This is a genomic window from Acidovorax sp. NPDC077693 (genome assembly GCF_044542805.1).
In the GTDB taxonomy this organism is placed as follows: domain Bacteria; phylum Pseudomonadota; class Gammaproteobacteria; order Burkholderiales; family Burkholderiaceae_C; genus Acidovorax.
The window spans coordinates 13310-37473 of the sequence record NZ_JBITVD010000027.1 but is presented as its reverse complement, the minus strand read 5'-3'; the positions used below and the strand labels follow the sequence as shown (position 1 = coordinate 37473).

24 protein-coding genes are annotated in these 24164 nt (G+C 56.2%); 10 read left to right on the top strand and 14 right to left on the bottom strand.

All coding sequences use genetic code 11. From position 1 onward, the window contains the following. The first annotated feature begins 166 nt into the window (after nt 1-166). The 7 genes from ACIGHN_RS27050 (at nt 167) to ACIGHN_RS27020 (ending at nt 9182) form a co-directional block, all read left to right on the top strand. On the top strand, nt 167-2458 hold the full coding sequence (locus ACIGHN_RS27050) for a hypothetical protein (RefSeq protein WP_396507317.1): 2292 nt from the start codon (nt 167-169) through the stop codon (nt 2456-2458). Further along, nucleotides 2404-3597: a hypothetical protein gene (locus ACIGHN_RS27045; protein ID WP_396507315.1), complete on the top strand. Its 1194-nt coding sequence runs from the start codon at nt 2404-2406 to the stop codon at nt 3595-3597. Before ACIGHN_RS27050 ends, ACIGHN_RS27045 begins: the two co-directional genes overlap by 55 nt. After that, nucleotides 3594-4337 carry a DUF1266 domain-containing protein gene (locus tag ACIGHN_RS27040; protein ID WP_396507313.1) on the top strand — a complete coding sequence of 248 codons (744 nt, stop codon included), beginning with the start codon at nt 3594-3596 and terminating at the stop codon, nt 4335-4337. Before ACIGHN_RS27045 ends, ACIGHN_RS27040 begins: the two co-directional genes overlap by 4 nt. An 890-nt stretch (nt 4338-5227) precedes the next feature. Next, the gene (locus tag ACIGHN_RS27035; protein ID WP_396507311.1) at nt 5228-5674 is read left to right on the top strand and encodes a DUF1266 domain-containing protein; all 447 of its coding nucleotides are present in this window, start codon (nt 5228-5230) and stop codon (nt 5672-5674) included. Nucleotides 5675-6398: 724 nt separating this feature from the next. Next, nucleotides 6399-7313: a hypothetical protein gene (locus ACIGHN_RS27030; RefSeq protein WP_396507309.1), complete on the top strand. Its 915-nt coding sequence runs from the start codon at nt 6399-6401 to the stop codon at nt 7311-7313. Between the two features lie 498 nt (nt 7314-7811). Beyond that, the gene (locus tag ACIGHN_RS27025) at nt 7812-8138 is read left to right on the top strand and encodes a hypothetical protein (RefSeq protein WP_396507308.1); all 327 of its coding nucleotides are present in this window, start codon (nt 7812-7814) and stop codon (nt 8136-8138) included. Nucleotides 8139-8957: 819 nt separating this feature from the next. Beyond that, the gene (locus ACIGHN_RS27020; protein WP_396507307.1) at nt 8958-9182 is read left to right on the top strand and encodes a hypothetical protein; all 225 of its coding nucleotides are present in this window, start codon (nt 8958-8960) and stop codon (nt 9180-9182) included. Between the two features lie 252 nt (nt 9183-9434). Here ACIGHN_RS27020 and ACIGHN_RS27015 read toward each other — a convergent pair whose 3' ends face one another. The 9 genes from ACIGHN_RS27015 to ACIGHN_RS26975 all read right to left on the bottom strand — a co-directional run bounded on the left by ACIGHN_RS27015 (nt 9435) and on the right by ACIGHN_RS26975 (nt 16867). Further along, entirely contained in the window at nt 9435-10982 is a 1548-nt protein-coding gene (locus ACIGHN_RS27015) for a hypothetical protein (protein WP_396507305.1), read from the bottom strand. Between the two features lie 209 nt (nt 10983-11191). Next, on the bottom strand, nt 11192-12571 hold the full coding sequence (gene metG / locus ACIGHN_RS27010) for a methionine--tRNA ligase (protein ID WP_396507304.1): 1380 nt from the start codon (nt 12569-12571) through the stop codon (nt 11192-11194). A gap of 831 nt (nt 12572-13402) precedes the next feature. Next, nucleotides 13403-13858, bottom strand: a complete 456-nt coding sequence (locus tag ACIGHN_RS27005) for a hypothetical protein (protein ID WP_396507302.1) — start codon at nt 13856-13858, stop codon at nt 13403-13405. A 457-nt stretch (nt 13859-14315) separates the two neighbouring features. Further along, nucleotides 14316-14597, bottom strand: coding sequence for an IS3 family transposase (locus tag ACIGHN_RS27000; protein ID WP_396507347.1), 282 nt, complete (start codon nt 14595-14597; stop codon nt 14316-14318). After that, nucleotides 14560-14919 (bottom strand): hypothetical protein, encoded by a 360-nt coding sequence (locus ACIGHN_RS26995; RefSeq protein ID WP_396507300.1) that lies wholly within the window; start codon nt 14917-14919, stop codon nt 14560-14562. The genes ACIGHN_RS27000 and ACIGHN_RS26995 overlap by 38 nt, the downstream gene beginning before the upstream one ends. 25 nt (nt 14920-14944) lie before the next feature. After that, nucleotides 14945-15061: an IS3 family transposase gene (locus tag ACIGHN_RS26990; protein WP_396507298.1), complete on the bottom strand. Its 117-nt coding sequence runs from the start codon at nt 15059-15061 to the stop codon at nt 14945-14947. Nucleotides 15062-15064: 3 nt separating this feature from the next. Beyond that, nucleotides 15065-15598, bottom strand: a complete 534-nt coding sequence (locus ACIGHN_RS26985) for a GNAT family N-acetyltransferase (protein WP_396507296.1) — start codon at nt 15596-15598, stop codon at nt 15065-15067. 135 nt (nt 15599-15733) lie between these two features. Beyond that, complete coding sequence (locus ACIGHN_RS26980; protein WP_396507294.1) at nt 15734-16027, bottom strand: LysR substrate-binding domain-containing protein; 294 nt, start codon at nt 16025-16027, stop codon at nt 15734-15736. Nucleotides 16028-16108: 81 nt separating this feature from the next. Then, on the bottom strand, nt 16109-16867 hold the full coding sequence (locus tag ACIGHN_RS26975) for a sulfite exporter TauE/SafE family protein (RefSeq protein WP_396507292.1): 759 nt from the start codon (nt 16865-16867) through the stop codon (nt 16109-16111). Nucleotides 16868-16971: 104 nt separating this feature from the next. On the opposite strand from ACIGHN_RS26975, the gene ACIGHN_RS26970 reads away from it, so the two are divergent. The 3 genes from ACIGHN_RS26970 (at nt 16972) to ACIGHN_RS26960 (ending at nt 19399) form a co-directional block, all read left to right on the top strand. Then, the gene (locus ACIGHN_RS26970; protein WP_396507290.1) at nt 16972-17949 is read left to right on the top strand and encodes a LysR substrate-binding domain-containing protein; all 978 of its coding nucleotides are present in this window, start codon (nt 16972-16974) and stop codon (nt 17947-17949) included. A gap of 251 nt (nt 17950-18200) precedes the next feature. Further along, a complete protein-coding gene (locus ACIGHN_RS26965; protein ID WP_396507289.1) occupies nt 18201-18533 on the top strand; it encodes a hypothetical protein in 333 nt (110 codons plus the stop codon). 353 nt (nt 18534-18886) lie between these two features. Then, complete coding sequence (locus ACIGHN_RS26960; protein ID WP_396507288.1) at nt 18887-19399, top strand: IPTL-CTERM sorting domain-containing protein; 513 nt, start codon at nt 18887-18889, stop codon at nt 19397-19399. A gap of 23 nt (nt 19400-19422) precedes the next feature. Here the strand turns inward: ACIGHN_RS26960 and ACIGHN_RS26955 are convergent, their stop codons facing one another. The 5 genes from ACIGHN_RS26955 to ACIGHN_RS26935 all read right to left on the bottom strand — a co-directional run bounded on the left by ACIGHN_RS26955 (nt 19423) and on the right by ACIGHN_RS26935 (nt 23919). Beyond that, on the bottom strand, nt 19423-20349 hold the full coding sequence (locus ACIGHN_RS26955) for a LysR family transcriptional regulator (protein ID WP_396507286.1): 927 nt from the start codon (nt 20347-20349) through the stop codon (nt 19423-19425). Nucleotides 20350-21103: 754 nt separating this feature from the next. Beyond that, nucleotides 21104-21730, bottom strand: coding sequence for a LysE family translocator (locus ACIGHN_RS26950; RefSeq protein ID WP_396507285.1), 627 nt, complete (start codon nt 21728-21730; stop codon nt 21104-21106). A gap of 242 nt (nt 21731-21972) precedes the next feature. Next, nucleotides 21973-22401, bottom strand: a complete 429-nt coding sequence (locus ACIGHN_RS26945; protein WP_396507283.1) for a hypothetical protein — start codon at nt 22399-22401, stop codon at nt 21973-21975. Between the two features lie 99 nt (nt 22402-22500). Continuing rightward, nucleotides 22501-23088 carry a hypothetical protein gene (locus tag ACIGHN_RS26940; protein WP_396507281.1) on the bottom strand — a complete coding sequence of 196 codons (588 nt, stop codon included), beginning with the start codon at nt 23086-23088 and terminating at the stop codon, nt 22501-22503. Between the two features lie 435 nt (nt 23089-23523). Beyond that, on the bottom strand, nt 23524-23919 hold the full coding sequence (locus tag ACIGHN_RS26935; protein ID WP_396507279.1) for a RidA family protein: 396 nt from the start codon (nt 23917-23919) through the stop codon (nt 23524-23526). Nucleotides 23920-24164: the final 245 nt, after the last annotated feature.

The following is a 24164-nucleotide window of genomic DNA, read 5'->3' as shown; positions in this document are numbered from 1 at the left end:
CCCTTTTCGCAGTTGACACCATCAAATTAACCACTGCTGGATCGTTTCGCACCTATTGATGAGAAGCCGCACGCGGAGAGATATGTCTCGTCCTGAATGTGCCTCGTGCTGCACTGATCTATCCAAAACGCCGTCTGAAGCGGAATAGTAAATTCTCGGAGCCTTTGTGAATAGCGCCAATCATTTCACCCCCCTCAGCGGAAGCCGCCTGGAAGTTTTCCTCGATGACACAGAGGAAGCTGTTGATGAGCAACTTGAGGCAGGGATTTCTGAAGACAGCATTCGGACTGGTTTAGCCGCCGCCCTGCGTAGCCAGTTGTGCCGCGCCGACAGTATGTCTGCCGTCTATAAGTTACACCGCTTGTGGCTGCGTGCCGCAGAATGCGATGAGGCGCTACGCGTGCTGGACGAACAGGGCCCCGCTTCGGTTGAGGCCTTGCCTTTGGACGAAAAGACATCGGCCAAGATTGCGCTGGCGTTCTGGCGAGTTTCCGCGCACAGCCAAGCTCACAGGCAAAGTGGCAACTCCGAAGGGTTGGCGGCCAGCCTGATGGCTACGGAGGCGCTGCTTCGCAATCAACCGCTTACTTCCCGATCAACCGAAGATTGGGACAAGCTGGCATATTTTTCCCACGGATCCGGTGACTTCGAAATGCAACGGCGATGCTTCGCCGCGATCCATGAGTGCGACACCGCCCAGCAGGGCCGCTCAGCCTACCGCGCCTGGGACGATGCGGTTTTGGCTTTGCGCAGGAGCGAAAGCTACGCGGACCAGGGCAATGCTACGCAGGCGAAAGCCTGCGCGCAGGCCTGCCTGCAGGCGCTCGCCGCGACAGAGCCAGGACAGGATATAGATCACCACGACTGGCTCAAGCTCAGCGACAAGCTCATCGCTCTGGCGCCAGAAAGCGTAGGGCTTGTGGTCAAGAACATCCGTGACCGTATGCCGCCAGACACTTCGTTGCCGGTGAAACGCGGCATCGAAGTGCGGCTGTTCCGGCTTGAAGCCAAGGCTGCCGCCGCGCAAGGACAGATGCACGATGCGCTAGCTAAGGCCCAGTTGGGCCGCTATGCCTTGTCCGAAGACGATGATGACGGCTTCACCTGCCTTGTGATGGACTGGCTGCTGGCAACCGGCCAAGATGAAGCCGCTGCAAAACTTGGCTTTGAGTCTGTTCACAATGCGCGCTCAACTTCCGCCGAACACGCATGCAGGTTGGCACAAGTAGCGCTTGCGCGGACGGACGTCTCGCAGGCGCTGGGCCACCCGTATTGGGCGCTCACGATGGCCTGCGCTGTTGAGGAAGACGAGTTGCACTGGATTTGCGGCGACGAAGACCCGCGTGCCTTCGGTGACAGACACCTTTCAATGGCCGAGCGAGCGGCTCCCGGCAACGCTGCCACCGCTGCAGTGCGCGCCGCACGGTTGTTGCGATCCGATGGCAACGAGCATCAGGCTCTGATGCTGCTTGAGTCTGCTGTCGCGCAGCCCGAGTTGGCAAATAGTCGCAACATCGAGCAGCTTTGGTTCCTACGCATGAGGCTCCATGGCGTTGCGAAGGCTCTGACCTTGCCCGTGGTGGAAGCCACCTCGGGAGGCTGGTGTTACAACGTGGGTGTAGCGCTGAACCATCGGTTGCCTCAAGAGTTGCCCGCAAAAACGCGATACGACGCTAATGCTGTGGCCGACTTAGCCGCCCGATACTATGAGATGGGTCTCCGCCGCTATGAAGCGTTCTTTGACAGCGGCAGAGGCCACTATAAAGACGGCGACGTGCATGCGTACGCCATGCTGTGCAACAACTTGGCCATTCACTACAGAACGCGCAAGGGCGCGCCCCAGCATGCGCTGCCGCTCCACCATAAAGGCATCGCTGCCAGCCCCTTCGCCGAGCACTATCATGGGTTGATGGTCGCGTACTACGATCTGGATCGCAAAGCCGACTACGTCCACGCCGCCGATCAACTCTGGCACTTTGCCCAGGAGAATGGATACAGCCGCCATGATCTCTCTGACTATGCAAGCTGGGTGTGCGGAGCGCTCATCGCTCTAGACCGCCACGCCGAAGTGCCGATCTGGTTACAGCGCCTCGATGAGTGGTGGTCAGAGTGCGGTGACGAGCAGGACAAGGAGGCGCTTGTCAGCTACCTAAGCGCACTGACCTCCATCTTGGCCAAGATGTCGCGCGATCAGCCGGAAGACGCACTCGCTCGGTTGGAGCCCGCACTGATCAAGGTGACGTCTGTGCAGGACCCTTGCTGCAGACGCTTGGCAGGACTAACTTTGGAGAACGCTGGTCACCGCGATCATGCGCTCCAGTTTTTCGAGCAGGCCAGCCGGTTGGGCGACGACGGTGAGGGTGACCGCCAAGTTCGCGAGTATGCCCAGGAGGACATCCGACGTTGCAAAAGCGCCATGGGCATTCCGGACAAAAAGCCCTGGTGGAAAGTCTGGTGAGCGACCACAAAGCAACGCGCTCCCAGGACGGCGCATACGCGCCGAGGGACGTGGTCAACGCTCCCGCCTTGAAGGCCAGTATCGCGCGGCGCAGCACGAAACGCTGCGACTCTCTCGAGGTGGCTGCTTGGTTGGCCAATCATTTCTACCGCCACGTGGTGGGCAACCTGGACGCGCCGGCGCCGCAGCTGCGTGCCCTTGAATCGATGGAACAAGCCCGCGCCGCGCTGGCTCCAACGGCTGTGCCGAGTTGGGTGTCCGCACGTCTTAGCAAGGCCAACAGCGCCACGCTTTGGTGGATCGATCCGGAGGCCCCGGCGCTGCTTGAGATGGAGGGCCGTCTTGTCGAATTCCTCAATGCGCGCCAGGGCACCTCGTTGCAAGGAAAGCTGATGCGCGTGACATGCCCGCAGGCGCTTGCCCTGTGGCACGCGGAGCATGCGCTGTTTGAGGCGCAGACGCGCTCAGGCCAGCGAGTGCACCTTCCGTCCGCGGTTGCAGAGCGTTGGCGTGACGATCAAGGGATGTTCGTTGAGCTGCTCGGCGGTTCATCTTCACGCAACTCTGAGTTACGCGGCGAGATGGCCTACGAGAGCCAACTCATGCGCCACTGCCTTGGCCAGTTCGCCGACCGCCGTAACCTGCAAGGCGGCTATGGCGAGCACTACGCAAGCCAATGTGAGGCAGGCAAGCTGCGAATCTTCAGCTACCGCACCGGGCAGAACCATCCCCACATCACTATCAGTGCTCTGGTCAATGAGTCTGGTCTCCTGGCCATTGATCAGGTCAAGGGAAAGCAAAACCGGCCTCCAGTAGACCGCTATCGCGACGCTGTGCTTGACTTCCTGAACTCACTGCCGACCGCCGAAGGCGCCTGTGCCGATGCTGCCGCCCTCGGCTTGGTGCGGGTCCGCGCCGGCTGGCGCAAGGTAGGCGATGTAGTAGACGAAGCCGATCAATTGCTGGTCACCAAAAATCATTCCTATATGCTTCCACAACTGCCATCGCCCTCGCCGCTTGTGCAATGGCTGGCAGCCGCGAAGGACCCCTCGGGCTTGAGCGGGATGGCGCTGGCGCCGACGGTCGCCTATGCAGTCGCCCAAGCGACCAGCCACACTCCGGGAGTAACTGCCTCATGACTTGGGTAGTCGGTTTGCTTGTTGGCTGGTTTTTGGCGCGTTGGCTGATGAAGGCCGACGAACAGTCGGACGCGGACGCGCCAGAGCCGGTGCCCTCGGCACAGCCGATGCCTGGCCGTGTAACTTACGGCTTCGACCAGCAGCGCAATTGGGCGCTCAGCCTGGCCCATCCGATGGCGACAGCGCGCGTGCGCTCTGCTTTTGCTGATCCGAATGAGCCCGTACCGCGGGAAGAACTGTTGCGCACGCTGCGGCCCGCCCTTCTACACCTGTTTGGCTTGCGCGCCGACCTCGATGACACCCAGGCACGAGCTGCGGTGACGGAGTGCCTTCGTCGCCGCTGGTTCCGCATCGATCTTGATGCACTGCGTGATCAGGACGACCCACGCAGCGCCATGGCGTTCGCCTGCGCACGGGTGGCTTTCGTCACCCGTGTGTCCGGCTTGTTAGGCTGGGTGGACGAGGCGACGCAATGGTACGTGCTGATGCAGAACGCCCAGCGGGCCAACGAATGTTTCAGTGGCTGGCGCGACTATGGGCAAGCCTGGGCCTACGGTCGCAGGCAATGGGTCGCCGGAGCCCGCGCCGATAGCTTAGGTACCTCGTTCGACCAAACAAAAGTCGATGAGTGGCTGACAGACAGAAAACATCCTTGGTCCACTCAAGCTTGGCTGGTATCGCCGCTCTTTCGTGCTCCAGACAAAGTACCGGTGACACTTGCAACTGACAGCCCATCCTAAGCTTAGCTGGGACGCCAATGGGTCTGTTGGAGCACAGCCTCAGTCCGAAAGGCTCAGCCCTGCTTTTTCACCAACTGTCACGTTCTCAAATATGTGAGACGTTTACAAAAATAGCTGAGACAAAATTCTAATGAATTCGTGTTTGTGAGAAGTAAATTATATATTAGCAAACTAAGACTTGCCAGGTTTCGCGATATTTTATATTAGTATATTTTAACAGAAGATGGGCTCTAAGCCCCTTTTGGGGTAACAAGCGTCCAGGCTATGGCGCGGTTTTGCCGCCTATATTACCATCGGAAATTAACTCTATGATCCGCCTTTATGCATTTGCTATATTAATGATTTCGGGCTGCATGGCCGCCTCTCGATCAGATTCAATACATTATTCTGATCTAAAGCCAAATGCACTATGGAATGACAGTGGCAAGAATCGCAACCTTGCGTTCTGGCTTTACAGCACAACAGGATCATGTCCGTCTATCCGCAAGAACGATCCAATCGTCTTTGCATCTAAGAGTGATTTAGCAGGAGCGACCGCAAAGGAAGTCAGTGTTACCGACTTAAAATACTGTTTTGAGCTGTTCCCTAAGGGCTCTAGGATTGGAGGGGACAATTATTGCAAATCTGGAAACGTTTCGTACACATATATACCTGACCAGAAAATGTACTCTGGAACCTATAAATTCAATTTTTCAGATGAAAGCGTATTGCAAGGAAAATTTCTTGCTGAGTATTGTCCCGCGGAAGACCACAAATAGTTCTGAGTTCTCGGTCAACCCGTTTGTTGCCCACTAGAGTGGCGACCACCTTTTTCGGCATAGAGCGGCGCAGCGCCGCCGCGGGAAGAACTGTTGCGCACGCTGCGGCCCGCCCTTCTACACCTGTTTGGCTTGCGCGCCGACCTCGATGACACCCAGGTACGAGCCGCGGTGACGGAGTGCCTTGTTCGGCGATGGTTCCGCATTGATCTTGATGCACTGCGCGATCAGGACGACCCACGCAGCGCCATGGCGTTCGCCTGCGCAAGGGTGGCTTTCGCCACCCGTGTGTCCCGCTTGCCAGGCTGGGTGGACGAGGCGACGCAATGGTACGTGCTGATGCAGAACGCCCAGCGCGCCAACGGATGTTTCAGTGGCTGGCGCGACTATGGGCAAGCCTGGGCCTACGATCGTAGGCAATGGATCGCCGGAGCCCGCGCCGATAGCTCAGGCACCTCGTTCAACCAAACAGAAGTCGATGAGTGGCTGACAGACAGAAAACATCCTTGGTCCACTCAAGCTTGGCTGGTATCGCCGCTCTTTCGTGCACCAGACCAAATGCCGCTGAAGCTTGTGTGAGACAGTGCCATCCCAAGCTGAGCCTGGCCGAATCACCCTCAGAATTGGAGGCACCGCCAAGCGCCTGAGCGAATGGCTAAACAGCTCGGCAATAGAACCTGCCAGTAGTCCGATCTGTTGCCCAGGATCGCCACCGAGTTTTGATCCTTATCCGTCCCGCAGGATCTGAAGCTCGATCGCACCTCCAGGGTAGGCTTGGGTGAGCAAATGGCGACCACCTGCGCCAGTCTCTGCGCATCGCTGCCACAAACGATCAGGCTTCTCCGAGCTCAATGTCTAGCAAATGATTTTTCTCGGCGTAAGGCTGCGCAGCTCACTCATGTGCCTGTTGCAGCATTTAGCTCAGATTGACCAGAGCGTTCACACGCGGGCTGCATTTCATAACCGTGGCCATGTCGAGTAGATTATCGGCCATCCAGCCCAACTTTGCAACCCGCCCGCTTATCAATCGCCGGCTCAGGCAACTTGTGTTCGTTGCCAGAAGCGAGTTGTAGCATAGTCTGCGCAAGGTGAATTGCCGACTGCGGATTTCGGATATCGTGACCGGATGGCAGTTATGGCGCCGTGGTACGCAAGGTTGGCAATCGTCATCTGCCGTACGCATAAATGTGTCGAAAATTTACTTCAGTCGAGCTTGCCAAATTTAACAGCATCATCGTCCCGATGAGGCCCTTCGATGCGACCAACCGAGCCGAGTCGATAACTTACTAAGGATGCAATCACAATGAATTGGACTTCAACAGTTGTCGATATTCAAAAAATGCAAAACTCTTCCTATCACTTAGCACTTGTTGGAGCGGAAAAGAACCACTTTAGTGCCTCTGCCGTGGTCGTAGTTGATCTCAGATCGAGTGAATTGTTAATTGGCGTAGAGATTCAGCCAACTCCGTGGCCCTGGGTTTCTATGGCGCAAAAATGCGCTGGGAATGATTTAATCCTCACAGGTGCTAACTTCATGCATCACACGTGGAACAACGGAGCCCTGGTTGAACACCCACAAGAGATTTTTTTCCGTAGCGGCCGACTATGGAGAGCGTCAGACGACTGGGCCAGTTACTGTGGAGGAGACCGTGTGGTATCGATAACGCCAAAATTTACAAAAGAGGATGTTTTAAAATACCACCCGCGCATATCTCACATGCATGGCTTACATTCTAATTTTAAAGTACTTGTGGGTAGCTCTGGTCTTCTCATGATTAATCGTGGCAATGGGTGGTCGTGGGTTAGAGACGTTCCTACCGCAAGCGATTTCGTGGATGTATTTTGCGTCAGTGAAAACGAAATCTATCTATCGGGCGGTAATGGCGGTGTATTTCGATGGAATGGCTCTTCAGACTGGTGGCGCTACGATACAGAGCCAAATCTCTATATGAGTGAATTGTGCACATACAAAGGCGTTATATATATTGCATCATTAAACTCAAAAGCTTATCGCCTTGCAGGCGATTTCGCCGAGCTAATTTCGGAATCACTTGTCGCAGGAAGATTTAGCACGGACGGCGAATTGCTATTTGGGCTTGGGCAGCAAGAAAAATTTGAAATATTTAATGGTCGCGACTGGACAATTTGTGAATTAGACCTGTACAAGGTGTTCTCTTTGGAGCTCGAAACGATGTACGCGGCGGCAGATACACCTTGACTTCTATGCAGTTCGTCCTCTTTCCACCGCTCATCTATTGGAGCTGTAGTGCGATCCAGAGTTGGGGCAGTTTTGTTATCCAAGATTGGTGGGAAATTAAAGGCAGGCAAAATATTAGATAAGCACCAATTGCGAGGAATGACGCACACCAAAACGCACCAATGCTACAAGATAAGATAGCCGGAGATGATCATTTAGAAATCATGTCTGCCATTGGTTCGGATGCGCAACATTAAGCAGCGCACGCTCGACTAAGTGGAAGCATAAAATATTTCGAATCTCAATCCATTTCGACCACCAGAAGTCTAGGAGTGCCTGTTGCATGAGGCACATTAAAATCTGAATGAAATTTACAAGTGGGAATATCGCTCATGCCTTTACAAGACGAATGTAATCACTGATGCGGGCGATCCAGGAGAAAATTCATAATAGCCATTCAAAATCTCAAATGGCATTGATCATCGAGCGTGCATCATTAAATATAAATCAATCATTGCCATGAATAACAATGAATTTGCAATAGAAGAATTTTTAAAATTTTGTGATGACACAATTTATAAACTTCGATTAAATGGAGATATAGAGCAACGTGAAATGGAGAAATTAATAAAATTGCTAAGAAAAGTCGGGACTATATATTCGGGCAGCGATGCAATACCTAAATCGATCGCAAGCATTCTTTTTGATTTATCTACGGCGCTATATTCAGCAGTGGATTTTAAAAGCAAAGAAAAGAAAGAAAAACTATTTTTACTGTTTGATTTATTTTGCGATGTAGCTAGAGAGGTATTAAACCAATGCCGAGAGCCAAATTCACAAGAATAATCATATTTTCCACATTGATGTAATGGAGCTTTATTGTGATTGAGCTTGATATCAGTCTATCCCTGGGTAAATTTCAAGCTGCTCTTCCCGAAGGTTCTACCCCCCCGTTGACCTGCCGCTGCGGCACTATCGCCCAATTTCCCATGCCACGTGGTGCAACATGTCGCCCGTCCTGAAGCCGCTGCTAATCGTGCTGTCTGGTGCCGTGATGTGCAGCGTGGGTGCCGCAAATGCCGTCGCCAATGACAGCTCACCAGAGAGTAACAAGGTCCCGGCCCTCACAGGGGACAAGATGTTGTGCGCTGCGCCGCATGGCTTGCTGAAGCTCACGTATGAGCGAGTATCCGGTCGAGTCGTGCTGCACGCCCCCAATGCACGGAACACCGTGCTAGAGACCATCCCTCATGCTTACGACCCCGCTCGGTTAGCCGCGGAGGGCCTCATCCGCTGGCTGCCAATGCAGCTGCAGACGTATCTCAGCACGGCAAGCTCCTTTATCTCTCCGCACGCCGTTCCTCACCAGGCGATGGGCATGGCTACTGTGGCGCGGGTACCGAAATCAGCGTGATCGTGGTGAACCTGCGCTATCTGCGACAGGTCGAAGGACGGGTGCCTGTGTCCAGCTGTCTGGACAACATCAAGCTGGCATCAGGTAGCGGTAGCAACCTGAGCCCCTACGCGGCCTACACGGTCCGGAATCAGTGCTTGTTCTGGCCGCGGACAGGCGGTGGCTCAGATCAAAGATGATCTGACAGGATTTGATTTCCTGGTATCGCTAAGACTTCCGATCCGTACTCGACATAAAGCAACATGTTCGCCATGAAAAAGCTGATTCGCATCGTTCTCCATACAGCGTCACTTCTCGGTCTAATGGCCATCGCACTCACCGGGCGGAAAGATGACCTGATCTACGAGATGGATCCGTCCATCTCCCCATATGCCATCGAGAATGGCTCCGGCAACCATGTGATCGTCGCCGGATTGGTTTTTGCGCTCGTGGCGTTGGTGCAAGCAGTCCTCGGCGTTAGAACCCGCTCGACGTAGGAACGCACCTTCTCTGCCAGCTTGATCGTTCTTGGGATGGTGCTTGTGGCGCTGACTTCGGCAAAGTGACGCCGTAGGGGCGCGGTGCGCACGTGTACCAGCGGACCGACTAGTGACGGGTGCGAACGCCATTGCGGCGCATTGCGTAGCCTCGCAGGCCTCTCAGAGGTTCGAACACGTACAGTTCTGAGCTTCGGGAAGCTTAACACTACGGTCCAAGTGAGCTCCAAGAAGATCTTGATTCTCTTTCGGTTAAGCTTCTACTGCACTCTTGCACCAGTTATCAAAAATGGCACCATACCTTGTTGTGGCCGCCGATACGATCTCTTCCCCAGTGCGAGGGATATGCAAACCTCGTGCGCTTATCCATACCTGGAAGTCGGGATTGGCGAGGCTTTCTTCTACACCATAGACATCCTCGTTATGAACTTGGACCTCGTCGTCCCACGTGCCCGGGCGCAACTCATAGTATCCGATTGCCAGTAGTTGCATAAACTGATCGGCATCGACCGCCAGAACGGCATTCTCGCCCTCCGAGCCCAGAAAAACGACCGGATAGCCGCCGCCCGGGGCTTGCCAGACGGCGAATGCTGAGCCATCCGGATTCTTGCCGAACACGCCCAATTGCAATGCGGCAGCTTCGCTCGACGGTGTTGCAGGCGAGGAAAACCATACAGCGGTACTGCCTATGTCCTCGAATGAAAGCGAGAACACACCGCTCAATTCGTCGGCATCCAGCGCGCCCTCGTCTGCCGCTGCTGCCAGCGCATACAACACGGGAGGTATCGTTATCTGAGTGCCGAATGCCCGTACCAATCGCCTACCGTTCGCAGGAATCAGCCCCAACGCACGCCAGTGATCGAGAGCAAAATGATCATCACAATCAGGGACGAAACCATAGAACTGAAGCCGTTGATCGACATGTTCCAGTTCCCGCTTGGCTAGGTGAAAAATGCGAATTGCCGTATCCAAACGGTCGCCGTCGTTAAAATTGAGCTTCAGCAATGCTGCCGCATCGTTATCCGGCTCGGCATCCAACTCGATGCAAACGCTCTCAGAACCGTCAAAGTGCCTCTGGATTTCGTAAAAGTAGCGTTCACGGCGTTGGTTACCATCCGGCTTGGGTGTGGTATGGGTGACACGCAGCATTGCCGATTGTGGCTTACCATGCCGTAGCGCGCCGTCCTGCCGAAACGCACAGAAACAGGTTTCAGCCCACAACCCGCAACGTTCGTCGCTGTAGAAGTCGTTGTATGGCTGCACCACAGGCAGCGCAAGCACCTCCCGCAGCATGATCGGCGTAACAACAGTGCGCACGTACGCCTGAGAAGCGACAGCATTTAGCATTAGGGTCCAGCCGTTAAACGCTAAGTTCCGCGCGGCCTCTGGAATATCGGACGTGATCACGTGCCATGTCGCATCCTCGACCATTTCGCGAAACTCGCATGTCATCGACCATGCCTGCTGCGCTGGCTCACCACGCAGGCGTTCTAGCATCGAAGGTTTTTGCAACTCTCCTCTAACGGTGAGGCAGACAGCATAGTCGGGACTTTCGAAATACGTCGACCGCATTGCGCCATCGTCCTGGATTGACTTTCCGTTGGAAAAAGCACGTAGAAACAGTCCACGATCCCGAAACATAAATTGTGGATATCCATCTGCGTTGGGATCAGCTGTCATCCGCGAGTGGTCCGCCAGCAGCAGTAGATTGCTCGGTGTGATCTCGCGATCTCGAAAAATTGTAGGGATGGATCGCGCAGGATCTAAATCGTCTATGCTAAGGACAGAATCTTCGTTCACTAATTTTATTTCCAAAAAATTACCTTACACGCAAAAATGCCGCATAAAGCGCATTAGGCACAGATGAAGGCCATGAAATGGCGATTCTAATAATTTTAGCGCCGATCTCGGAGGAGGTTTCACGGAAACCATAGGATTCATTCGTCATTTAGATATCGTGTATTCCCACTGTTGGCGGTTGCTGACAAACATACGTTCAGTAGCGGCTTTCAATTTTGTTGGCCGCCATTGGATATATGGTTATCAAACGCAGCGTCAATCGCCATCGGATCAACTCTTGTAATCAGGTGTTGATAAGTATTGATTTTATGTCCAGCCCCAAGAAGGCTCAAGCGATCCGAATAGCAAAGTGGTTTTACACCGAGGAAGTCTTCAACCTTCCTTACCAGTGCTGCAATAATCGGCTTAAGGCATATGGTGAGAAGACGAAAAGCCTCAATGCTGGTGGTGCATACCTCGTGGAGGTCTTTGAGACGACCCTCATCTTTGCTAAGCTCCCAAGGCGCATGCATGTCGAAATACTCATTAATTTTGTCCGCATGTTGCATTATTTCACGAATAGTCCGAGCGAATTCCCGTTGATCAAGGAGTTCGGATGAGTGCAAAATGAGTTCTTGAAGAGCCGTCAACAAAGCTCTCCCGTCCTCGTTGGGCTCCCCCAAAACTCCTTCAAAACGTCTCGTTAGAAAGCCTGAGGAGCGGCTGCCAATATTTATATACTTCCCTACCAGATCGGAGTTCACTCTTAGTGAGAAGTCTTTAGAGTTGAAGTCAACGTCTTCAACATGGCTATTCAGTTTAGCGGACAAGTAGTAACGCAACCAATCGGGATTCATCCCAAGTTCGAGATACCTCAAAGGGTCAATACCATTGCCCCGACTCTTGCTCATTTTTTCGCCGTTAACATTTAAATGGCCATGCACGTAGACACTACTGGGTACCTTTCGTCCGCTGAAGTGAAGCATTGCTGGCCAAAAGAGCGCGTGAAAATAGATGATATCCTTGCCAATAAAATGTACTTGCTCGACACTCTCGTCAGACATGAATTCATCGAAGCTTTGATCTGAGCGGGAAGGCCTATGCCAATGATCCCTTGCCTGCCCCTTGTCAAAGTGATTCTTCAAGCTTGCAAGATAACCAATAGGTGCATCAAGCCAAACATAGAAATACTTGCCTGGCGCATCAGGAATTTCAATTCCAAAGTACGGCTCATCGCGGGAGATATCCCAATCAGCAAGGCCCTTCTCAAACCACTCCGCTAGTTTATTGGCCACCTCTGGCTGGAGCGTACCGCTTGACACCCAGCCGATCAAGAAGTCAGTCGATTGCTTCTGTGAAAGATTGAAAAAGAAATGCTCAGATTGCCGAAGCTCAGGGGTCACCCCCGTCAAAGCAGACTTTGGCTCAATCAGCTCAGCAGGCTGATAAACTGCACCGCAAACCTCACAGGAGTCCCCATACTGGTCCTTGGCATTGCATGAGGGGCATATCCCCTTCACGTACCGATCGGCCAAAAACATTTTTTTTACGGGATCGAGTAGGGCATCTTGAGGTAATGCATCCCTTGCATGCAGCGCGGATTGAAACACCGTTCACACTCCCCCCCAGCGACCAGATCCCAGCCGCCGCGGTTCCAGATGCGCAGTGCCCGACAGCCACCTCGAAGTTACGGCCGGGCGCCCGGCAAAGCAGCAAATACCGCTGCAACTGTTGCTCCGACAACGATCAAGTCACCGTCGCCCTGCTCTCCTGCTTCATCATCGTGATCAACCCAAAGCAGGCCGGCATTGTTTAGATCACCGCAAAAGTATATTGAATGACCACACATCACTACATCTCGCGCGTATAGATTTCGCAAAATCAAAAGGCCTGTAGCAATACCTGCGGATGTAATCGGCGCGGCCTGAGCGCTTCGATCCAGCGATCTACACAAAGATTGCCTCGTACCACCACAAGTGACTTCGGCAATCGAATGCCATCACTGTAAGCTTCGAGGCTGGAGATTTCTCCGCCATTTATGCTCGTAAGCGTTGCATCGCCCTTCTGCTACAGGACTGTTGTGCGTCGGATGCCTCGGTCGACGACCGTGCATGCAAAACGCCAAGCCATTAGTCGGCTAATTGACTGGAGACAAGTGCAAACGGACGCGGTTAAAGATCTGAGCGGTCACAAATATCCTCTCAAACTGAGGAAATAGCCGAATCCCGCTCCTGATATTCTGCGATTTATTTAAAAGAATCGCACCGGCTGGGACTGCGTCGGTTAACAGATCTTCAGATCTCGACCCTTACCACATCAGAATGGCAGCTTTGCCAAAACGGTGTAGCAGTGGGCAGGCCGATCTGTTACAGCAAGAATCCTGCGGTAGGATTCTTAACAAATCGCTTTGCAAGGCCAGCCAGGACGTAGCTCGAGGCAGATTACGGTTTGACTTGCTGCTCGTAGTCAGTCAGGTAGTGTTCCGGATTACTCTGCGCGGACAGGTATTCATCGTAGCGCACCCATGTGGACTTCTGCGAGCCGGGGACATGCAGCTCGCCGGCGTTTCCATTGAGGATCAGCAGCACGTAGGGTCGACCTTTGAGCTCTACCGTGTATCGCGTGTCCTTGGCCGTGGTTTTGGTCGTTGCGAGCAAAATCTTTTTGTCGATCGTGCTGTCGGAATCGGTGACCTGAATCAGTGCCTGGTTGTTCTCGCGCGGGCCGTAGCGCAAAGTCCATGCTTTGACGCCATCGGTAGACGCATAGGTCTTGACCTGCGTGGCGATTTCGGCGCGCGGCGTGTCTGCGTGCCCCGTCCCCACCGCACCAGTGAACAGGACCGGAAAAAGCACGGCCGTGGCAATCAATTGGCGCAGGCTATAACGAAATTTCATTTACATCTTCCTTGGCTGATAGGTTCGGGGGGAGGCATGGTCAGGCGTTGTCTACAGGATTGACAGCCCAATACACCAAGCGTCGGCCTTTACTGGTACGGTGGTTGGGTGGGATGGATAAGCACCATGTTGTATATGGTCGGACCATCACTCCATGATGACATAAGGAATCACGGCGATACCAAAGAATGGCTAATGCCTCGGATAAGGAGCGGCGCCTGGACCTGATGAATGCGCAATGGTCTAGCTGGCAGGTATTCTTTTCACCCTAGTCTGATTAGCTCAATCGGAAAACGCGGTCTTCAATCTTACGGACGCAGCTCCCACTGGCTGCGAGCCATTGGCGCTTTGTGCTGCGTGCGAGAGCAATTTCTGCTATGGGCCTTGATCGAGTAATACGCACGGGTTGAACCGCCTGAACTGACCGCCAGAAGCTGGGCGGTTGCCTCGCCGCCAATCAGGTGGTGTTTCTCAGCCGGTATCCCACCAGGCTGAATCCGTTTAATCTAAGCTTGATGCGCTCTTGGTTGTAGTAGTGAACGTAAGGAGGCTCGCGCGCTTCGAGCGCATCAATGCTGGTGGGCGCGGCAAGATGGAGATATTCGGCCTTCAGGGTGCCGAAGAAGCTTTCAATCACCGCGTTGTTGAAGCAGTTGCCCTTGCGGATCATGCTTTGCTCAAGCCTCTTCGCACGAGCATCGCTAGGGCTGCATCTTGTAGTGGCAACCTTGGTCGGAATGCATGATCAGGCCTGCAACGCAATTGGTCTGCGAGCGCGCGGCCAAAAGCATACTTGAAACCATCTCGAAGACTGGCCGCCTTGCCATGCGATACGCGACGATCTCGCCGTTGCACAGGTCCATGCACGCTGATAGTTGGAGCTTGTGGTCGTTCATATTGAAGTCGGTGACATCGGTTGCACACTTCTTGTGTTGCGCGGTCGCACGAAAGTCGCGCTGCAGAACGTTAGGCACGTGCGCATCGCTCACGCCCGGGACATGCCGGGAGCGCTTCGTCGCACGAATCAACCCACGTAGCGCCATCTGCATCAGATGCTGCACGCACTTGTGGTTGACCCGCCACCATCTATTTGCACAGCACAGCCGTGATCTGCCGGTAACCGTAGCGGCCCTTGTGCTCGTCAAAGACAGTGCGGATCCTGGCCTGGCGCGTAGCGCGCTCTGAAGGGGTGGGCGCGGCCAAGCACTACCCACCGCTGGACGCCAGCGAGGCCGTGTACCGCAGCTCCTGCAGGGTGGCGCCCGCTACCGTGATGCTTTTAACCCCATCCGCATCCGGCGCAAAGCCCTGCCGCGTGTAGAACCGGATGGCAGGCTCGTTGGCTGCCAGCACCCACAGGCTCGCCTCTGCCTTGCCACGGGCCAACAGGTGCTCGCGGGCGTGCTGCCACAGGGCATGCCCCGTGCCGCGGGCCCAACGCGCAGGGTCTACATAGATGGCCCAGACTTCGCCCCGCGTGGCGGGCGCTCCAGGGTCTCGGCAGTCGCCCAGGGCGATCAAGCCGGCTACCGCGCCGTCGCTGTCGTTCTGCGCCAGCAGCACCTCGGGTGCGCCCTGGGCAATCGCTTTGGCCCAATAGCCTTCGCGTTGCGCCGCGGACATCGCGGCCAGGTAGGCGGCGTCGATGATGCCGGTGTACGCCCCCTGCCAAGCCGCGACGTGGATGCGTGCGATGGCGGTGGCGTCGGCGGGCTGGGCAGGGCGGATGGTGAGATTCATGTCGGCAGGTGGTGGATTGATGCGACGGTGATGGTGCGGTGTCGCAGTGTCGCAGTGTCGCAGCAGTGGTGCGTGAGTGAGCCGATAGCGCCATGAAGTAGCGCCGCAGCGAGCCATGCGCCGCGCTGCTGCCGATCACACCATCGTCTTGCGCAGCCAGTCGGCAAAGGCCGCGCATTCCCAGCGGTCCATGGTGCCGGTGCGCCAGCACAGGTAGTGCGCGTGCGGGCTGGCCGTGTCGGTGTCGAACAGCCGCACCAGTGTGCCGTTCTCCAGCCACGGCGCGCCCAGCTTCAGCCGCACGAGGGCCACGCCCATGCCGGCGGATGCGGCGTCGCACATCAGGCCTATGTCGTTGAACTGCGAGCTTTCGGGCATTCTTCCTCCTGGTTGTTCGCACGTGCTACTGCTATCCGTGCAAGGCGGCACGACAGTGCAGCCTGAATGTAGTCAAAAGTGATGTTAGAGCTTACCCAATAAGCGCTTTCAGCTATCCCAAGTTGATCCAGCTCACACCCACCGCGCCAGCACCTTAGGCACACTCGCCACCAGCATCGCCACCCCCGACAGCGTCAGCATGCCCAGCACGATCTGCCGGAACCGCGCGTCGCTGATGCCGTGGTACAACCGGGCGCCCAGCAGGGTGGGCACCAGCATGGCGGGGACCACGATGGCCAGCATTGGCAGCGCCTCGCGGGTGATGAGGCCGGTGGCCGCGTAGGTGCCGAAGGTCACCAGCAGCATCGCCAGGTTGAAGTTCTGGATGATGGCGCGCTGCACGTCCTTGTCCATGCCGCGCAGGGTGCACCACAGCGTGGGCAGCACGCCAGTGAAGCCGCCCAGGCCACCCATCACCCCGCCGGCCAGGCCCACCACCGCGTCCGCCACGCGCCCGCCGTGGGTGATGCGGGGCAGCTGTTTGGCCATCAGCATGGCCGGGCACCACAGCACCAGCAGCGTGCCCAGCACGAGCTTGAAGGCGTCCATGTCCAGGCGCGGCAGCACGGCCACGCCCAGTGGAATGCCCGCCAGGCCGCCCAGCACGAAGGGCAGCAGCCGCGCCTTGTCAAAGCCCCGGCGCACCGAGAACGCCGCCACCAACTGGCCGGTGAGCGCGCCGCACACCGTCAGCACCGCGCCCAGGCGCGGCTCCAGCGTCCAGGCCCAGAAGGACATGGCCACCATGCCAAAGCCAAAGCCCGACAGGCCCTGCACAAAGCCCGCCGCCACAGCCCCCAGGGCCACCACCCACAGCACTGATGAGTCCATCGCCTTCCCCTCCGTTGTTGCTGTGCATTGTGGAGACTTCCCATAAGCAAAGCATCAGCAATTAATATCGAGCCATATTGATTTTTTGATACCTCGAAACTGCCATGGCTGCGCATCTGCCCCTCGATCCCGACGCCATTCAGGCCCGCCTGGCCTCGCGCCTGAAGATGCGCCACCTGGTGCTGCTGCAGCAGATCGAAGCGCATGGCACGCTCACCCGCGTGGCGCACCACATGGCCACGAGCCAGCCGGCCATCACCCATGCGCTGGCCGAGCTGGAGGCGATCTTCGGCGCGCCGCTGTTCGAGCGGTCCACGCGCGGCATGGTGCCCACGGCGCTGGGCACCCTGGCGCTGGCCCGTGCGCGCACCCTGCTGCAGGACCTGGGCCACTGGGCGCGCGACATGGAGGCCGCCAGCGCAGGCCGCGCGGCGCACCTGCAGGTGGGGGTGATCCCGTTCGTGCCGGGGCGCCTGCTGGCTGCCGCTATCGGCCAGACCCGGCCCCGCGGCCTGCGCGCCACGGTGAGCATCCACGAAGGCACCAGTGACCACCTTCTGCAGCGCCTGCGCGGGCACGAGCTCGACTGCGTGATCGGCCGCACCTCCGCTGTGCTCGACATGGACGGGCTGGTGCACGAGGTGCTCTACCACCAGGAGCCGCGCCTCATCGCCCACCGCCGCCTGTCGGCGCGCCTGGCCCGCAAGCCCCTGGCCTGGGCCGAGCTGGCGGACCTGGACTGGGTGCTGGGCGCGCGGCAGACGCCCATGCGCGAGCAGATCACCGACTTCTTTCTGCGCGCGGGCGTGGTGCCGCCGCAGCCGTATGTGGAAAGCCTGTCGTCCAAGATCGTCGGCGAGCTGGTGGCGGCCAGCGAACGGGCCGTGTCCATCGTGCCGGCCGACATCGCCCAGGAGCTGGTGCGCATCGCCGGCGTGGCCATCGTGCCGCACCGCTTCGGCTGGACGCTGCCGCCCATCACGCTGTTCCAGCGCCAGCGGGACGCGCAGCATGCCGAGGTGGCCCAGTTTGCGCAGGCGCTGCGCGAGGCGGCGGCTGCTTTCACGGCGGAGCAGGCCTGAAGCCGTGCGCCGCGCCTTGCCCGGCCGGTAGAGACAGCAACGGCCAGTGTCAGCCTGGCGCTCTATAGTCGGGCCAAAAATATTTCCAGAGAACACCGATGACACGACTCCTTGCCCCATGGTGCAAGTGGCTGCTGATCGCTGGTGCGCTGGCCGCAGCCCCGACACAGGCATTTGCTGTCTGAATTTTTGAGGGGCTTGTCGGCGGATACAGCCAATACCGATGTTTTGGGGATTCAACCGGAACTCCCGTGACGATCATCTCTGGGGGCGGCAGTGACATTCTCGATTTTCGCGGTATGGCCGCGGGCATTTCGGTGAACCTGTCGACAGGGGCAGCGCAGCCCGCGGCGCCCGGCTTGAGTCTCACTCTTGCGGATTTCAGCAATGCAGGCCAGAGCTATACCGTCCTGGGGCCGGCGAATGGCAGCACTCTGACTGGCGGCGACGGAAACGACACCCTGACGGGAGGCGCTGGCGTCGATAGCTTGAGCGGTGGCTCTGGCGACGAAATCCTGGAGAGTACCGCGGGTGCCCTGCTTGGCAACTTGGCGCTTGCTTGGCGGCTTGCATCAGCACCTTGATAGCAATGGCGATGGTGGCGTCCGAACATCAACAGGCTCACGCCTTTGGCGACGATGGCGAGACGATGGGTCGAGAAATCCAGATTTCAGTAACCGTTCGTACGGGTTGACCCGCACTCCAATCCAGTGCGCCGCATCACGACAAAAAATGTACTTATGGCTCGGATAACCCACGCAGCCTATTTTAATGAAGTTGTTACGAGGAAAATGACACCAAACCCTGTGACTGTGACGCGGGGCCAGCGCTCCCTCTCGAATTATTTCAAACCCTGCACCCTGTTGCACGACGGGAGCGTTTGCGCCTGTGCATCTGATGTACGGGTTTCTCTGCAACAATTTTTGGACGACTCAGTATGCAAGCAGGACGACGTTGGTCGGTTACAGGAAAATTTGCGGTGGCAGCGTCGTTATGTTGTGCAGCGAGCGTGGCTTGGCCGGCGACCATTGCCGCGACCGTGACCCGCGCTGGAGGCGACTGGACGCTGACTTGGACAGGCATCGGATGCGACTTCGTGGACTTCTTCAATACGACCGGGGCGCCCCATGTGTGGTCGCTTACGGTGGACGGTACTACGGCCGTAGCGCCGTTGGGGACTGTCACCTTCATCGGAGGGCCGCCCGATGACGGTACGCTGGACCTTACGGGGCCCAACGGCGTGCTCTCGAGGGTGACCATCGACGGCGCGACTTCCTTTGTTTGCGGGCCCGATCTGTTGACACTGCCGGGATATATAGCAGTGCCGCCAGGTGCGAAATCGATCCCAACGCTTTCGGAATGGGCTCTGGTATTGATGGCAGGGCTCGTTGGGGTTGTGGGCATCGCACGGTTTCGGCGCGGCGGACGCCAAGCCGGTCGCCGGGCTTAGAGGCTGGCGCAAGCCGCAGCTAACTACCTAAAGGCATGCCCGCCCTGACGGGTCACGGCCTCCACCACTGCCCGCAGGGGCGCGGTCAGCGTCCTGTCGTTGCGCATCACAATCGCCTGTGTACGGCGAAGGGGCGGGTATATCGACCGCACTTCCAGGTCAGGATGGTGCCCAAGGCCCTCCAGAGCCATCCGCGGCAGAAGGCTGCAGCCCAAGCCCGCTGCGACCACAGCCTTGATGGCCTCCACGCTGTCGAGTTCCATCGTTACCAAGGGTTTGCAGCCCCCGCGGACAAACCATTCGTCGATGAGACGGCGGGTGGAGGTGCCCGGGCTGAACATGACCATGGGTATGCCACTGAAGCTGCCAACATTGGCAAGGTCGGACCAGGGCTGTCCCGCATCCCTGCGCCTTACAGCCACGATGTCGTCGTCAAGTATGGGGATGTGGGTGACCGCGTCCGAGTGGATCGGTAGCGTGACCAAGGCCATGTCGATGAGGTTGACTTCCACCCATTGCACCAGCTCGTCGGTGTTGCCGGTACTGACCACCAGCTCGAGTTGCGGATAACGCTCGCGCAGCGAGCGCAGCACGTTGGGCAACAAGTACAGGCAAGTGGTCACGCCTGTGCCGATACGGATGCGCCCCACCACGCCGCTGGCATGCGCCATCACGGCGTTGAAGGCGGCCTCTAAAGCCTGATCGATGGCGGGTAGGTGCTTCAGCAGATCAATGCCGGCAGGTGTCGGAAGCACAGAGCGCCCCAGACGTTCGATCAGTCTCAGGCCCAACTGCTTTTCGAGCATGCGGATCTGTTGGCTGATGGCGGGCTGCGTGAGGTCGAGCTGCTTCGCCGCGGCAGTGAAACTTCCGAGTTGGACGACGAGTTCGAACTTTCTCAGTTGCTCAAGGTTGAAGGGCGGCGGCGCAGCGGTCCGGATGGGTTGCATGGTCCAGGCTTTTTCTACAGGGATTGACAGTGCAATACACCAAGCGTCAGCCCTCACCCGCACGGCGTTTGGGCGGGGTCGGTAAGCGCCCTCAACAGGGGCAAAGCATAGTCCCATGGTCGCATAGGCAATCACAACGATGCCAAAAAATTGCTAATGCCTTGCATAAGGGGCAGCACCTAGAATGGTCGAGTGCGCCATTTCCTACCTGCCGGGTACTCTTTTCACCCTACCCTGCAGGTAGATGAGCCCGGCCCGGCCGCTGAAGGCGTGGTCGTTCTGCGTGGACCGGGTGCTCAGGCAGTTGTCAATGGCGGAGCAGACATAGTCCTTGCGATCGCCGAACCGGATCTGTTCCTGGGCGTAAACCCCACCTGCTGCATGCTCTGGCAGAAGTCGGGCAACGGCAGCGAGGCTCCCGCACGGCAATGCCATACGCCGGGTTGAGCAGGTCGATGTGGGGCCCAGTGCCGAGCCTGCGCAAGGCGGTGCCTTTGGGATTGTTCCAGTCGACGCCGAAGAGCAGATGGTGCTGCGTGGTGCCAGTGAGTAGGCTGCCCTGCAGTTGAGTGCTCACCGATGCCTCTTCTAGCCTATCGTTCCAGGACCGGGTCATGCGAGAGAGGGTATAGCTGTCGGACTGCAGCGTGTCGCCCTACAGTGTCGCCTGTTCTCCGTGATGTCGGTGTAGCGCGGGTTTTGCCGCACGGCCCATCCATCGCCGAGCGCTAGGTCCAACCGCCCTGCTGCAGGCCTATCGGCCCAGTAGAAGCTTGATGCCGAAAAAGGCCATCAGTCCGCCCGTCACCCGGTCGATGACGGGCTTCGCGGCGCCATACCCTTGCCGGGCCATGGCAGAAGAGAAAAGGCCTGCAATTACCACATTCAATGTGAGCGAGATGGCCCCCACCACCAGGACTGCCGCGATCTTGGCCCACAGGGACAGGTCCGGCGTGAACAAGGTGGCGAATGCACTGCTGAAAAAGACAAGCGACTTGGGGTTGGCAAGGTTGGTGGCCACACCAAAGCGGTAGGCCTGCCATGCAGTCCTGCCTGCAGCCATGCCATCCTGCACGGCCAACGGCCGACCGGCCTGAAAGAACATCCGGGCCCCGATGTAGAGCAGGTAGATTCCGCCGGCGACACGCAATACCTGCTGAACCCATTGGTACTGGCCCACCACCACGCCCAGCCCCACCGCGGCCAGGCTGGCCCACGCCACGCTCGCGGTGGACACACCCAGGCCCACGCATACGGCACGTGCTCGCGACTGGCCGATGGCCGTAGCGGTGATCACCAGAAAATTGGGACCGGGACTGATGGCCAGCATCAGGTAGAGACCAGCAATGCTGGCCAGAAAAATCAGTTCATTGGCATGCATAAAATTCCTGCAAAAGCGCGCCCCCCTGCAACAACCCCGCAATGAGTTGGAATAGCGAGCCTGAGTCCTACATGAGTTCAGATGCTAGGCCAGGTATGCGCGAAAACCCAGGCAGCATGAGCTTATTGCAGCCATAAGCACACGTTTTGCTGCGCCTTAGCTACCAAAAGCATCTGTACCCCGCACCTCAAGCCACCACGGCTTTGATGGCTTCCACGCTGTCGAACTTCGTGTCAAGCCAATTAAATCACTTCATCCGGCGCATCGATAATCCAGCCAAACGATTTGAAAATCCAATAAAGAGTATTAACCACAAGAACATAGGCATAAGAGATCGCTAGCGAATAAGTGGCCAACATTACGAGCACCGCGAACGAAGTCATATGGAACATTTCGCCCATCCAGATCAAGCTACCGAGCAGCCATCCAACAGCCAACACCGGGATGAAAAACAGCGGCGCCCAATAGCTTAGATTGAGAATGCGCTGGGCGTTTCCCAGTCGCCCCACCTTTATGTAAAGAAAAATGGCGAAGCAGACGTACTGTATCCCACCAAAAGCGAGCGACAGCAGCAGGGTTGTTGCTAATGCACTGTTGCTTAGTGGTCCTAGCAATATTGGCAACACGATGGGGAAGATTAGCGCCACCCGAAAAAAACTTGTCGCCTTCATAGCCAAACAGAAATTTTTCAAAAAAAAACTAGCGCCTCTTAAATTCTGGGAAATTTTCTGTTCAAAGTACCACCTGCCCAGGACAACCACTGAATTCAACTATTCACGCACAGCGTGTATCCGCCAGTAGCTCACAACGCGATCAATGAAATCACGATTCGCCATCCCTCTCACATTAACCACTTTTATTACAATTCTATTGGTTTTTGCATTAAACCACACACGCCTCACACTATATTGAACATTTTTTATTTCAGGCTTTAAAAGCTGCACACTGTACAAGTGATTCAAATCAATGCCAATAATAATATTTTCCCATGCGGATGCACCGGCTCCGATAGTTATGTCATTGACGGCACCCCAAGGAATAGGCTCAAGTAAATCCGGATAACAAAACCCGTCCTCAGTCATCTCAAGAAATGGAGTTTTCCTTCGTCGCCATAGAAAAAAGCCAAAGGCAGCAAATCCTGCGCCGATCATTGCAAATCCCAATGCGACTCCGAGTGTCCCAGGCAAGCCTGCTGAAAGCATCCACAATGCAGGGAATAGCATGAAAATCGCAAGTATTCCAATTAGAATAACGATAAAATAACCCCCCTCATAAAATTTCTGCGGCCCTTGCTCAAAACTATCCGTCGGGCGCAAATCGCCAAAAGAAATTGACGACTTTTTTGCTATTTTTTTCATGCAATAAGAAAATTAGAATAATAAGAAAGAAAATATTTTAAAAATTTATTCAATAGAAGTCTTCATTTGAAATCGTGCCAATTTACAGCAATCACATCTCCTTCGATGATGAAAAACCAAAACAGAAAAAAATACCAAAAAACAACATGGCGCCAAAAAAAACAAATGGCGAAAGTCGTTGTGCGAAGAAAGTTCGCCAGCCACTTATTTAACCTAGTCGCTGAAGTTTAAAGATTAGCGATGCGGGACGTCCTAGTCTCTTGAATAAGATGGCTACTTCCTGCTGGAAGCTACCAGCCCAGACTCGCGAAAGCGTATTCCCAAAGTTCTAGTTAAGTGCGATTGCAGGTGCTTGGAGCTTGCCGACACAAGGCGAATGTCAGATGCGCCTGAGGCTCGCAAGCTCTAAGCGCCGTAGGCTTCAGGGGTTAGGCTTCACTGAGAGTGAATACTTTTGATGACAGTTGCGTCCACCTCAACCAGCTGGCCGGGATGGCCGAGGCATGCGACCCCAAGGAGCGTTGCTGGAGGAACTGTTCCAGAGAACCACTGTTGTACGCCAGCCCAAGCCCTTGTCAGGTCCTCATGATCACCGACGACGTAGACAACAAGGCGCTGAATGTCACTCGTCGAAAAGCTATGGGCCGAAAGCAGCGTGTTCAGGTTGCTCAAGCATTGCGCGGCTTGAGCGAACGGATCCAACACCCCCACGAGCTGGCCCGCTGAATTGTGAGGTACCTGTCCGGCGACATGAAGTTGATTCCCGGTGCGTCGCGCGTACTCATAGCCCGGTGTGGCCGCCAGACCGGCGGTTCGTTCAAGTTCATTCATTCAGTCGTCCAATCGGGAAAGACGTGGTTTCGCGTAAGGCCTAACGTGAAAGTCAACGACCGCTGCATGCACAGCTTGCCGAATGTTCTCAGGACTTGATATCCAAATACAGCGCATCCAACTTATGCGATGTATAAGTCATTTTTTTGCATACCTGCCCCGCAACTGCGGTGTCACAACGACAATGTTGGTTGGCTGGTAGGGAGGTTTTTAGCAAATACTGCTTTATGCAATTGCAGTTTGCA